This is a genomic window from Rhodopila sp. (assembly GCF_035548095.1).
Classification (GTDB): domain Bacteria; phylum Pseudomonadota; class Alphaproteobacteria; order Acetobacterales; family Acetobacteraceae; genus Rhodopila.
Window position 1 is genome coordinate 18,213 of record NZ_DASZUV010000001.1, and the last position, 12,522, is coordinate 30,734.

The 12,522-nt window shown below is 65.7% G+C and carries 9 protein-coding genes; 4 read left to right on the forward strand and 5 right to left on the reverse strand.

Going from position 1 to position 12,522, the window contains the following annotated elements; translation table 11 throughout:
- Nucleotides 1-3 precede the first annotated feature (3 nt).
- From VHC04_RS00080 to VHC04_RS00100, 5 genes are read right to left on the reverse strand one after another with little or no spacing between them, the layout of a single operon-like run.
- Nucleotides 4-789 carry an enoyl-CoA hydratase-related protein gene (locus tag VHC04_RS00080; RefSeq protein WP_325676655.1) on the reverse strand — a complete coding sequence of 262 codons (786 nt, stop codon included), beginning with the start codon at nt 787-789 and terminating at the stop codon, nt 4-6.
- 13 nt (nt 790-802) lie between these two features.
- Nucleotides 803-2,344, reverse strand: coding sequence for a class I adenylate-forming enzyme family protein (locus VHC04_RS00085; protein WP_325676657.1), 1,542 nt, complete (start codon nt 2,342-2,344; stop codon nt 803-805).
- Between the two features lie 4 nt (nt 2,345-2,348).
- Entirely contained in the window at nt 2,349-3,302 is a 954-nt protein-coding gene (locus VHC04_RS00090; protein ID WP_325676659.1) for a DMT family transporter, read from the reverse strand.
- A 6-nt stretch (nt 3,303-3,308) separates the two neighbouring features.
- A complete protein-coding gene (locus VHC04_RS00095) occupies nt 3,309-4,151 on the reverse strand; it encodes an amidohydrolase family protein (protein ID WP_325676661.1) in 843 nt (280 codons plus the stop codon).
- A 10-nt stretch (nt 4,152-4,161) separates the two neighbouring features.
- A complete protein-coding gene (locus VHC04_RS00100; RefSeq protein WP_325676663.1) occupies nt 4,162-5,343 on the reverse strand; it encodes an LLM class flavin-dependent oxidoreductase in 1,182 nt (393 codons plus the stop codon).
- 219 nt (nt 5,344-5,562) lie between these two features.
- Between VHC04_RS00100 and VHC04_RS00105 the strand changes: the two genes are divergently transcribed.
- The 4 genes from VHC04_RS00105 to VHC04_RS00120 all read left to right on the forward strand — a co-directional run bounded on the left by VHC04_RS00105 (nt 5,563) and on the right by VHC04_RS00120 (nt 12,517).
- Nucleotides 5,563-6,024, forward strand: a complete 462-nt coding sequence (locus tag VHC04_RS00105) for a nuclear transport factor 2 family protein (protein WP_408903759.1) — start codon at nt 5,563-5,565, stop codon at nt 6,022-6,024.
- A 111-nt stretch (nt 6,025-6,135) separates the two neighbouring features.
- Nucleotides 6,136-9,213 carry an ATP-binding protein gene (locus VHC04_RS00110; RefSeq protein ID WP_325676667.1) on the forward strand — a complete coding sequence of 1,026 codons (3,078 nt, stop codon included), beginning with the start codon at nt 6,136-6,138 and terminating at the stop codon, nt 9,211-9,213.
- A 124-nt stretch (nt 9,214-9,337) separates the two neighbouring features.
- A complete protein-coding gene (locus tag VHC04_RS00115; protein WP_325676669.1) occupies nt 9,338-11,506 on the forward strand; it encodes an FAD-dependent oxidoreductase in 2,169 nt (722 codons plus the stop codon).
- A gap of 228 nt (nt 11,507-11,734) precedes the next feature.
- Nucleotides 11,735-12,517 carry a hypothetical protein gene (locus VHC04_RS00120; RefSeq protein ID WP_325676671.1) on the forward strand — a complete coding sequence of 261 codons (783 nt, stop codon included), beginning with the start codon at nt 11,735-11,737 and terminating at the stop codon, nt 12,515-12,517.
- Nucleotides 12,518-12,522: the final 5 nt, after the last annotated feature.

Here is a 12,522-nt window from a genome sequence, read left to right on the forward strand (position 1 = left end):
GAATCAGTGCCCGATCCAGTTGGACGCGCGCTTCTCGACGAAAGCACGCGGCCCTTCCTTGAAATCCTCGGTCTGGCGCACACGCTGACTGGCCGCACCGCTGATTTCCCACAAATCCGCTTCCGTCCCGTCATAGGCCTGGCGCGCCACACCAAGGCTTTCGCGCACGGCGATCGGCGCGTTGACGGTGATCCTGCGCGCCAGCGTCAGCGCGGTGGTCAATACCAGGGATGCCGGCACCACGATGTTGACGAGGCCGAAATGCGCGGCGCGGGACGCCGGAATGGGATCCCCGGTTGTGATCATTTCCAGTGCAACCGCTTTCGGCAGGGCGCGCGGCAGGCGGAACACGCCGCCGGCCCCCGCCACGAGGCTGCGCTTCACCTCCGGCAGGCCGAAATCAGCCGTATCGGCGGCGACGGCCAGATCACAGGCCAACAGCAGTTCGAGCCCGCCGGCCAGGGCGTGCCCCTGCGCCGCCGCGATCCAGGGCTTGCCGCGTTTCGCCCGGACAAAGCCGCCGAAACCGCCTTTGGCGGTCGACAGAGCCGCGCCGTTACCGGCCGACACCTCCTTCAGATCCGCCCCCGCGCAGAAGACCGGACCATGACCGGTCAGAATGGTCACCCAGGTATCCGGATCGGATTCGGTTCGTTCCACTGCCTGCTCGAGCCCCGCCGCAACCGCACCGTTGACGGCATTGCGCGCCTCGGGGCGGTTGAGGGTCACCAGGGCGATATGGGGCTCCAGCAACTGGAACAGGACGGCCGGCGGCTTGGTCTCATTCATGGCTTGCTCTCCTTCATTCCGACAGCCGCTTTTCCAGCTCATGCCGCTGGATCTTGCCGGTCGTGCTGCGTGGCAGATCATCCAGCGCAACGAAGCGTACCGCCTTCGGCCGCTTGTATCCAGCCAGGCTGGTTCGGCACAGCAGGACCAGATCGTCCTCCGTCAGCGCCTCATCCCGCCTGGCCACGAATGCCACCGGCACCTCCCCCCAGCGCGGATCCGGCGCCCGCACCACCACCGCGTCGGCGACACGAGGGTCGCGCAACAGCACCTGCTCGATCTCGGCGGGATAGATATTCTCGCCGCCGGACTTGATCATGTATTTGACCCGGTCGACGAAATCGATCGTGCCGTCCGGGTTGCGGACGAACACGTCGCCCATGTGGAACCAGCCGCCACGAAAATCCCGCGCGTTCGTCTCGGGGGCGTTCCAATAACCGCTGAACACGGTCGGGCCGCGGATCGCCAGCTCCCCCGGCGTGCCGTCGGGCACATCCCGGCCGTCGGCGTCCACCAGCCGGATCGCGCAGCTCGCGCTGGGGATCTTCGACAGCCGGTCCGGGACCCGCCCGATCGGCACACGCCCCGCCGAGGCCGGCGGCAGCCCGGTTTCGGTGGCGCCGAACGTATTGGCATAGGGCGTCCGCAGCAGTGAGGTCACCTCGATCAGCTGGTGCCGCGGCACCAGGTCAGCCATGGCACCCATCAGCTTGATGCCCTTCGGCACCGTCCGCCGACGCTTCGCCGCCGCGATCAGGTCCTCGATCATGCCCGGCATGGCCACTAGCCACCACAGGCTTTCCGTTTCGGCGGCGTGCAGGATGCGGTCCGGATCGTAGCCGGGAATGACGATCACCTTGCCGCCCAGACATAGCGTGTCCACCGATTGATCGGTCGATACCATGTGAAACATCGGCGCCCAGGCCACGAAGACGTCGCCCGGCGCCAGATCGAAATCGACGCAGCTTGAATGCATGCGGGCGATCTGCGCCCGATGAGAGATCAGCGCGCCTTTCGGATTTCCCGTGGTGCCGCTGGTGTACAGGATGACATGCCCGTCCTCGGGCAGCGCGGCAATCGGCGGTTCGGCATCGGAACACCGCGCCAGCCGGTCTTCATAGTCATCGCCCAGCCGGATCGTTCCGCCCAGGATGGCGGACAGCCGATCCCCGGCCGGCGCGTGGGCGGGTGAGACAAAGGTCGCCTTGGGGCTGGTCAAGGTGATGCAGTGGATCAGCTCGGCATCCGCCAGCCGCCAATTCAGGGCACAGACGATCACCCCCAGCTTGCCGGCGGCAAACATCAGCTCCAGATATTCGCAGCGATTTTCCGACAGGATCGCCACACGGTCGCCGCGCGCGATGCCCAGCCGGCGCAGTTCCGCGGCCAGACGGTTCACGCGCGCGTTGAAGGCGGCGAAGCTGAAGGATCGGGTGCCGTCCACCACGGCGATCCGATCGGGATGCTGGCGCGTCCGCGCCACCAGCAATTCCCCGATGGTCAGGCCGCTGGTCCGTACCGCCAGATATGAGTCGATGCCGTTGGGCGCGGTCATCGGTCTATGCCCTCCCTTCCCTGTCCGGCAGGGTAGCGGCGTGCGCGGCGCCCGCCAACGACCGTCGCCGGGTCTGGGTCAGGCCGATATACAGCCCGGAGGCGACGACGATGGCACCGCCCAGCCATGTCATGACATCGGGCAGGTTGTCGAACATGAGATAGCCGACCAGGACAGAGCCCAGAAGCTGCACGTAGCTGAACGGCGTGACGATGTTCGCCGGGGCGAATCTCAGCGCCAGGGCAACGAAGTAGTGGGTCAGCGCGCCCAGCGCCCCCATGGCGCTGAACAGGACGACATCCGCCCAGCCCACCGGGGTCTTCCAGACCAGCGGCAGGACCAGGAACATGCCGAAGGCACCGACGATGGAGCTGTAGATGGCCGAGGTCTCCGGTGCCTCGGTGTCGGCGATCTTGCGCGTATAGATCTGATACAGCCCGTTCAGCAGGGCGCTGAAGAGGATGAACAGCACGGCCCAGTGAAACACTTCCGACCCTGGCCGAATGATGATCAGCACGCCGATGAAGCCGATCGCCACGGCGACGATGCGGCCGATCGTGGTCCGTTCCCCCAGCATGGGCCAGGCCAGGCCGGCGACGATCAGCGGGCCGACCATGTTGATCGACGCCGCCTTGGCGATCGGGATGAAGGTGATGGCGAAGAAGTAGCTCAGGTTGGACAGGAACAGGCAGGACGACCGGCGCAAATGCTGCCAGATCCGCCGCGTATACAGCATGCGCGGACCGAAGCGCGGCACGAACGCCGCCAACATGAAGACGATGTGGCCAAATGCGCGCGCCCAGGAGACCTGGACGGAGTTATATGTCTCTCCCAGCAATTTGGCGACGCCCTGCATCAGCGGCGATGTCAGGGCGGACAGACAAATGCAGCCAATGCCGAGCAGCAGGTCGCGGTCCCACTGCCACCGCGAGGCGGCGCGGACGGGCGTCGCCTTCAACCCGGATCAGGCCTTGCCGGGCGTCCAATTGTAGATGCGCTGCAGGCTGCCGCCCATCAGCTTCGCCTTGTCGGCGGCGGACAGCCGGTCGGTAACGCGGAACGCCTCGACGCCTTCCTTGTAGGTCAACAACAAGGTCGCGCGCGTCCAGTCCGTTCCCCACATGCAGCGGTCCAGGCCGAATGCATCGAACAGCCGCGCCAGCGGGTCCCAGATATCCTTGTACGGGAATGGTTCGTGGGACAGGGTACAGGCACCACTGATCTTGATCGAGACGTTCTTGTGCTGCGCCAGCGCGACCACCTTGGGGATTTCCGTCCAGGGCTGGGTAGGGCGCGGCGGTTCGAAGGGTTGCTGCAGGCCGCAATGGTCGATGACGATGCTGGTATCGGGGTTGCGGGCGGCGAGCTGGTCTGCCAGGTCCAGCTTGCCCCAGACCAGCATGTTGACCGGGAATCCGGCCTTCGCCGCCGCCGCCATCACGCGGTTCAGGCCCGGATCGGTGGGATCGTCGGTCTTCAGCCGGTTCAGCATGATACGGACACCCACGGTACCCCGGGTGCTCTTCCACTCGGCAATGATATCGGCCACGCCGGGATCATCGGTATCCACCGGCTTGATCAGGCCGAACCGCGTCGGGTGCTGCTTGTACACCTCCAGCGCGTAGCTGGCGTCGAACTGGTACAGCGCGAAGGGTGAGACCAGCAGCGCGCCGTCCACGCGGACCGAGTCCATCGCCGCGACCATTTCGTCGCCGGTGACATGATCCGGACCGTGCAGGAATCCTTTCCATGGCCGACCCGGATAATTGCGTTCATAGGCATGAACCTGACAGTCGATGACCGGCATTGTCGTTCCCCTATTCCGCTGCCTGCGCCATGGCGCCCTTGAAGGCGGGCATCACGTCCTTGGCGAAGCGTTCCAACTGTTCCAGCGCCAGCGACAGCGGCGTACCCAGAGCCAGGCTGCAACTGACGCGGTTCAGGCCGGGAAAGCGCTTCTCCACCGCCTTCAGCGCCTCTATGATGTCGGCGGGCGTGCCGGCCAGGAAGCCGCCGGCTTGCACCGCGTCCTCGATGCGCGGCAGCTTCGTGTTCGGTACCAGGCGGGGGTCGCGCATCGCGGCGATCTGCGCCTCGGTGATGGCGCGGACCAGCCGCAGCTCACCGAACATCTTCATGTTTTCCTCATAGTATTTGCCGGCCTGCGCCATCGCGGCCTCGCGGCTTTCGGCGATGAAGAACTGATAGCCCAGCGACAGGCGCTCCCCCGGCTGCAACTCGATTCCACGGCGCGCATAGGCCGCCCGGAATCCGTCCATATGGCGCTGCACCGCGCCGCCTTCGGCCGATCCGCCGCCGATCACGCCGCGGATGCCGTGCTTGGCCATGAAGTCGAAGGCGCGGTCGCTGCCGCTTTGGATCGGCTGCCAGCATTCCACCGGGAGACGTTCCGGACGCGGCACCAGGGTGATGTCCTTCAGCGTATAGCCGCGATACGGCACTTCGGGCGGGATCGTGTAGAAGCGGCCCTTGTGGCTGAACCGCTCCTCATTGAACGCCTTGAAGACGATGTCGACGCCTTCCTCGAACAATTCCCGATTGGCATCCTGATCGATCAGCGGGGCGCCGAAGCTTTCCACTTCCCGCGTATGATAGCCGCGGGCGACGCCGAAGATCACGCGGCCGCCGCTCAGGATGTCGGCCATCGCATAATCCTCGGCCAGGCGTAGCGGATGCCACATGGGCACGACGTTGAAGCCGCAGCCGATCTTCAGGTTCTTGGTCAGGTGCACCAGGTGCATCGCCATCATCAGCAGGTTGGGGATGCACTCGGTCCCTTCCGGCTGGAAATGGTGCTCCGCCATCCAGAACGTGTTGTAGCCCAGCCCGTCCATGGTCTTGGCGTACGCGACCGCCTTGTGCAGCGCACCCGCCAGTTCCTCGCTGCTGTAGCGGCGGTCGTTGATCGGCGTGCCCAGATAGCCGCAGTTCTCCATATCGACGGTCCCGACATAGGAGCTGTCGAAATTGGTGATCATCGCCCGTTCCCTTCCTGTTCGCGGTTGCCCGCTTGTGTCGTGACGGGAGTAGACCGGGAATCCGCCCCGGTGCCAAGGCTGGCGCCCAGGATGCATATTTCATGCGTGGGTTACGGAGCGCTGCCAAATATGCCGTTCAGACACATAACGGCCGTTTTCGTTGTATCCGACATCAATTCGCTTTAGCCTGCCGATATTGTATCGAGGGGGGACCGGGGAATGTCCGACACTTATATTCCTCTGGTAAAGCAATGGTATGTGGGCCTGCTGAAGCGCGATTTGAACACGGTCGTTGGCATCTTCGCGGATGACGCCGTGGTGGAATATGGCGCGGGCGAGTCGGGCCATCTGATCTCCTATCCATGCCGGGTGCAGGGGCGGGAGAAGATCAAGGAATTCTACGAAAAGCGCTTCGCACGCGGCCAGACTTTCGATGATGCCCGGCCGTTCTGTGCGGTTCGCAAACGTATCTGTGAGCTGTCAAACTGGGTTATCGTCAACGGATATATCGCCGATCAGGACGATGGCGGAAAGCTGGAATTCTCCGGGGAGTTCCTGCAGGTTTGGCGGTTCGATCCGCGCAGCGGCAAGGTCACCTCCTGCGACGTTCATTTCGACCCAGTGGCCTCCGGCAGCGGCAGTCCGCGCCTCTTTGCTCTGGACGATTTTGCAACGAACTGACCGGAAGTCCGAAGCCAGCCGACCTGGCGGGGATCGGTGCTGGTTTGCCTTGATCTGCATCGGTGAAATGATTGACACCAGCTGTTGGCATGGAAGGGTAAGACGGCGGCTGTGACCTCTTCGACAGAAATGCAGGAGAGGCACGCAACACCGGCGGAGCGAAAGCACGTCTCGGTTCTGTTCGCCGACATCGTCAATTCCACACAGATGATCGAGGGACTGGACCCCGAGCAGTCGGTCGATCTTCTGGACGATGTGATCGCCGGCATGGTCGCCGCAGTGGAAACCGAGGAAGGCCGCGTGCTGCGCCTGCAAGGTGACGGGATCAAGGCGGTGTTCGGCGCGCCGGTTGCTCAGGGTGATCACGCGGATCGCGCGTGCTTCGCGGCGCTGCGCATCCAGGAAGCGGCCCAGCTGCAGGGGGTGAAGGTCCGGATAGGCATCAACTCGGGGGAGGTCGTCACCCGCTCGGTCCGGCTGGAACAAGGCCTGGTTTATGAGGCGGGCGGCATGGCCGTACACTTGGCCGCCCGCATGGAACAACTGGCGGCGCCCGGCTCGATCTGCCTGACCGCCGCCACCGCCCGCTTGGTTCGGTCCCGCTTTCACATCCGGCAATTGCGGCCGCGCCGGGCCAAGGGTGTATCGGAGGTGGTGCAGGTCTTTGCGCTGCTGCCGCGATGGCCAACGCGCAGCCGTTGGGAAGCCAAGGCGGCGGACGGACTGGGACATCTGCTGGGTCGCGACGACGAATTGGCGCTGCTGAACAAGGGCCTCGCGGCGGTCACGGCAGGCCGAGGAACCGCCATCGCCCTGATCGGCCCGCCGGGAATCGGCAAGTCGCGACTGGCGTTCGAGATTCTGCGCAGCCGCCGGACGAAGCGCTGGACGAGGCTGCGCGTCTCGGCCGAGGCAATCGACCTCGCCACGGGCCTGCGGCCGTTTGCCACGATGGTCCGCAGCTGGCTGGACATCGCCCAGGATGTCTGTCCCGCCGATGCGTGGCACATCGCCGAGACCAAGCTGGCAGAGATCGGCCGTTTCGATATCGACACCTATCGCGGCATCGCCGGCCTGCTGGATCTGAGGAATGACGGAACGTTCGGCGACGCCCCGGTGGCGGAGCTGCGCGGCGCAATTTTTCGTGCCCTGGTCAAGCTGCTGCGCGCCGACGCGCAACACCGACCCGTCATCCTGCTGGCCGAGGACGCACATTGGTTCGACGCCGACAGCCGGGACCTGCTGGCCGCGATCATTGCGGGAACTCGGGATGTTCCGATTGCCATCCTGATGACCTACCGGCCGGGCTACGCCGACGCCGACCTCGATCCGATGGCGGATCTGCGCCTGCCCCTTTCCCCGTTGCCGCAGGACGTCGCGACCTCCCTCCTGACCCAGATACTGGGATCGCACCAATCGCTGGAGGGATTGAAGGCGCGGATCGTGGAGCGAGCCGGCGGAACCCCGCTGTTCCTGGAGGAAATGGCGCAGGAAGTCGTCGATGGCGGCGCGGTCGGGCGCGGTGAGGCCGGATTCACCCTTGCCAAGCCAGACGTCACACTCCGTCTGCCGTCGACGATCAACACATTGCTGTCGGAACGGCTGGACCGCCTGCCCGCCCCGCTCAAGACCGTCGTGCGGCTGGCGGCGGTGGTCGGCCAGGAAGTCCCGGTCAGCCTGCTCATACAGGAACTGTCGCCGCAAAAGATTGCCGTCGACAGCGCGTTGTCGGACCTGGAGAGCCTGGGCATCCTGCTGCACGCCGGCACCGACACCGATCGGCGCGTGCGCTTCAACCACGCGCTGACCCAGGAGGCTGCTTATCAGGGCATCCTGAAGGAGGATCGGCGGATTCTGCACCAACGTGTCCTGAAAGCGTTCGAGACACTGTATGGCGGGCGAGCAGAGGAGCAGTCGGACGTTCTGGCGCTGCATGCCGAGTGCGCCGCCTTGTGGGACGAAGCGCTGTACTATCTGCGCCTCGCCGCGGGACGGGCCATCCAGCGGTCGAGCCACGCCAATGCGATCGCCCATATCGACCGCGCGCTGACCATCATCGCCGAGGAACAGGCCGGCGACGACAACATCGAACTCGACCTGCGGCTGCTGCTGCGGACGGCCCATAACGCGATCGGCAACTATCGGGAGCGGCTGACCAACCTCGACCGTGCCCAATTGCTGGCCCAACAGACACGCCGCACCGACCTGATCCCCGAAATCATGATCTCGCGCGGCAGTGCGCTGCTGCAGTTGGGCGAACCGGCAGCCGCACTGGCGATGAGCCTGCGCGCCAAGCGGATGGCCAGGCGCGACAGCAGCAACGCCCTGCATATGCGGATCGGCTACATGGTCAGCCGCAGCTATTTCTATAACGGCTGGCCGGCACGCGCGCTGGCTCTAGCGACTGAGACGTTGGGCCGTCTGGAGCGGGAACAGAGCATCACGGCGCAGAAGGGCGGCTTCGGCACACCGAATGTCATGTTGCTGACCCAGATCGCGCAGGCACAGGCATGCCTTGGCCGGTTGAGCGATGCCGTCGCAACGGGGCGACAGGCGCTGGACATCGCGACCGCCGGCCAGCGGGACTGGGATGTCGGCCTGGCCACGTTCGGCTACGCGGCGGCCTGCCTGTATCGAAACGACCTGATCGCCGCGCAGCCGGCCCTGGACGCGGCATTGCGAACCAGCAAGAACACCGGCGGGCACGACTCCTATTTCGGTCTTCTGGCCAGCCTGCTCGGCTATGCCCGGATCCGCTCCAGCGACGCCGAGACCGGCATCGCGCTGTGCCGGGAAGCCCTGACGCATCCCGAGGAATCCTGCCACCACGCGAACTGGATCCGGCTGTGCTGCGCCTCGGCCTTCTTCGATGCCGGCCTGCGCGATGAAAGCACCGAGTTGGCGCTGAAGGCAGCCGACGACGCGCATCGTTGGAGCTATCCGATCCAATGCGCCTGGAGCGACCTGCTGCTGGCGGCGCATTACCTTCCGGACGCACCGGACCAGGCGGCACCGCATCTGGAGCGTGTACTGGCCACCGCGCGCGCCAGACGGTTTCGACCATTCCTGGCGCGGGCAATGATCCTGGCCGGATCCGTCGGCCGCGGCGCCTGGAACGATGAGATGAGGAAACAAGGCATCCGCGCCGCGCGGCGCATCGGTCTGCTATTGCCCGCGGGCAGGCGCTGACGCCGGCAGGCGCCGCAAATCATGCTTTGCCGGCGGCACGTCCCGGCGCAAGATCGGCCTGCTTGACCGCGCCATGCCAGCCGGCCGCGCGAGCGCCTGATGTCATGGCACCGCAGGAGTACGAATGCCCAACGATTCCCCGGTCGGCAGCGCACCGGTCAAGGTGGCCATCATCGGCGGCGGCTGTGCCTCGATGGCCACGGCACTCGAGCTCACCCGCCCGCACCATCGCGGGAAATACCAGGTGACCATCTACCAAGTGGGCTGGCGCCTGGGCGGCAAGGGCGCATCCGGCCGTGGCCCGTCGGCCCGCATCGAGGAACATGGCCTGCACATCTGGCTAGGCTTCTACGAAAATGCCTTTCGCCTGATGCGCGAGACTTACGCCGAGCTGGGGCGCGATCCGGCGGCGTGCCCGATCGCCACGTGGCGCGACGCGTTCTTCCCCGAACCGCATGTCGGGGTGACGGAACGTTCCCGCTCCGGCGCCTGGGAAGAATGGCTGACCTACTTCCCCGAGGCGCCCGGCCTGCCCGGTGACGGGTTCGCCGACGCCAGTCCGTTTACCCTCCGCAGCTACATCGCCCGCACCCTGGCCCTGCTGCGCCAGCTGCTGTTCAGCACCCACACCCGGCAGAAGGCGGCGCGGCCGCCGGAATTGCCGGATGCCAAGCCGGCCACCATCGCCTCGGTCGTTGTGAAGATGACACATCTGCTGAAGATCGGCGCCTTGTCCTCGGCCGCCGTCATCAGCGAGGCGCTGGGCCTGCTGTCCGCCGTCATCCGGGCGCTGCCGCTGTTTCCGGAGAAGCTGGTCGGCCGGACACTGGAGGCCGTCGTCGGTGCGATCCGCTTCCGGCTGGAAGAGCTGGTCGCGACCGAGGACGGGCTGGTCTACAAATGGGAAGTCGTAGACCTGGTCCTGGCTTTCCTGACCGGTTGCGTCCGCTTCCGGCTGATGACCGATCCGCGCGGCATGAGTGCGATCGACGAGTATGAATGCCGCGACTGGCTGCGGATGAATGGCGCGTCCGAGCGGTCCTTGAACTCGGCCTTCGTGCGCGGCTTGTACGACCTGGCGCTGGCCTATGAGGACGGCGACCCGGCGAAGCCCGGGCTGGCGGCGGGTCAGGCGCTGCGTGGATCGTTGCGGATGTTCTTCACCTATCGCGGGGCGCTGTTCTGGAAAATGCGCTCCGGCATGGGCGATATCGTTTTCAGCCCGTTCTATGAGGTGTTGAAGCGGCGGGGCGTTCGTTTCGAATTCTTTCATCGGCTGGAGAGCGTGAGGCTCGCCCGGGACCTGGCACCGGGGGAGAAACCGTATGTCGAGGTCCTGGAATTCGATGTGCAGGCCGAGATCGCCGATGACAGCGAATACCGGCCGCTGGTGGATGTGAAGGGCGTGCCTTGCTGGCCGGCGGAGCCCGATTATGCGCAGCTGGTCGACGGGGAACGGCTGCGGCGGGAAGGCTGGCGCTTCGAATCGTTCTGGGACCGCCGCAAGGCGCGGACGAAGACATTGATCGTGACGGAAGATTTCGATTTCGTCGTCCTGGGCGTCAGCATCGGTGCCATTCCGTATCTGTGCCAGGACATCCTGGCGCGCGACCAGCGCTGGCGCGACATGGTGGCCAACGTCAAGACGGTGGCAACCCAGGCGTTCCAGATCTGGATGAACCAGGACATGGCGGCGCTGGGCTGGACCAACCCGCCGGTGACGTTGTCCGCCTTTGCCAAGCCGTTCGACACCTGGGCCGACATGGCGCACCTGATCCCGGAGGAGGCATGGCGGACCGACCCGAAGGCGATCGCCTATTTCTGCAATATCCTGGCCGACCCGCCGGTGATCCCCGGCCGCGACGATCCGGCGTATGAGGCGCGGACACGCGGCGCCGTGCGGCGGAACGCCATCGATTTCCTGAACAATCACATACAACATCTATGGCCGAACGCCGCCGCCCATCCCGGACGGTTCCGCTGGGACCTGCTGATGGACGCCGCCAGCGCCGATGCGTCCACGCCCGCCGACGAGACGTCCTTCGACACGCAATACTGGACCGCCAACATCAACCCGTCCGACCGATATGTGCTGATGCTGCCGGGCACGTTGCGGTATCGCATCTCGCCGCTGGACAACAGTTATGACAACCTGACCATCGCCGGGGACTGGACCGATTGCGGCTACAATGCCGGCTGCGTGGAAGCCGCGGTGATGTCGGGGCGCCTGGCCGCACACGCCATCTCCTTGTCGCCGCCGCTGGAGGAGATCACGGGGTACGACCACCCGTGACGCGGATGCGGCATTTATGACGCAGCGCGGCAAACCCTGTGTGCAAGCGCCCCGAATCGCTATCGTCAGAGTACGGCTTGTGTGCCAGACTCGTTTCGTCTGCTGTTTGCGAACGCCGCACGGCTGGTGGGGGGTCTGGATATATGAGCCTGCAACACGGTGTCCCATCACGGGTTAGCGGCCCGGTGGGGACGGTTGCGCCTGACCGCGAGGTGGCAGGGCCTGGCCATGGATAAGCCTGAGCGCTTGCACCGTCCTGACCCGCCGCGCACCGAACCCATTCGCGACTTCATGAGCTACATGCGCGCGGCCGGCCTGAACGGGGTCATGCCGGGCGGCGTCGGCCTGAGTGGCAGCGCCGTTGCCACGCCGGATCAGCCGGCCGCCTCCGGTCTCGATGCGGCCATGGACCAGACCGTCGCCCATGGCGTCAGGCTGGGTTATACGGTGATCGATGAGCAGATCCGACAGGGCGAGAAGCTGGCGGAGCGGCTTCGCCAGGTCTCCGGCAAACCCAGCGCCATGCCGGCGCAGGAGATCGGCACGCTGATCGAACGGGCGCTGAACATCTACAAGGACATGGGCGCCCTGGCCGTCGCCGCGGTGGAAACAATGGTCCGCAGCCCGGTGCTGCAATCCGCCGTCGCCAAGGCACTGCATCCCTCGGCGGCCCCGACCGGTGATGGCCAGGCGGCGGCGGCCGGCGCGCATGACCGTACCAGTTTCGGGCTGGAACTGACGTCCGGCCGGCGCACCCAGGTGAAACTGGACATCAGGCCCGGCGCCGTCACCCTGATGCCGGTGGTGCACGCGCTGCACGCCGCGAACCCGGACCTGCCGCCGCTGACCGGCGTGCGGTTTCGTTTCGATCCGGCCACCGCCACGCCGTTGCTGCACATCGACGTGCCGGACGGCCAGCCCGCGGGTACCTATCTGGGCGTCGTCATCGACAGCGGAACAGAGGAGCCCTGCGGGACCCTGTCGGTGCGGGTCCTGCCGAACCCGGCCTGACCGCC

What these genes read in the sequence shown, in the direction of transcription:
- VHC04_RS00080 (WP_325676655.1), bottom strand. Translation starts at nt 789, where the DNA reads ATGAATGAGACCAAGCCGCCGGCCGTCCTGTTCCAGTTGCTGGAGCCC.
- VHC04_RS00085 (WP_325676657.1), bottom strand. Translation starts at nt 2,344, where the DNA reads ATGACCGCGCCCAACGGCATCGACTCATATCTGGCGGTACGGACCAGC.
- VHC04_RS00095 (WP_325676661.1), bottom strand. Translation starts at nt 4,151, where the DNA reads ATGCCGGTCATCGACTGTCAGGTTCATGCCTATGAACGCAATTATCCG.
- VHC04_RS00100 (WP_325676663.1), bottom strand. Translation starts at nt 5,343, where the DNA reads ATGATCACCAATTTCGACAGCTCCTATGTCGGGACCGTCGATATGGAG.
- VHC04_RS00105 (WP_408903759.1), top strand. Translation starts at nt 5,563, where the DNA reads ATGTCCGACACTTATATTCCTCTGGTAAAGCAATGGTATGTGGGCCTG.
- VHC04_RS00115 (WP_325676669.1), top strand. Translation starts at nt 9,338, where the DNA reads ATGCCCAACGATTCCCCGGTCGGCAGCGCACCGGTCAAGGTGGCCATC.
- VHC04_RS00120 (WP_325676671.1), top strand. Translation starts at nt 11,735, where the DNA reads ATGGATAAGCCTGAGCGCTTGCACCGTCCTGACCCGCCGCGCACCGAA.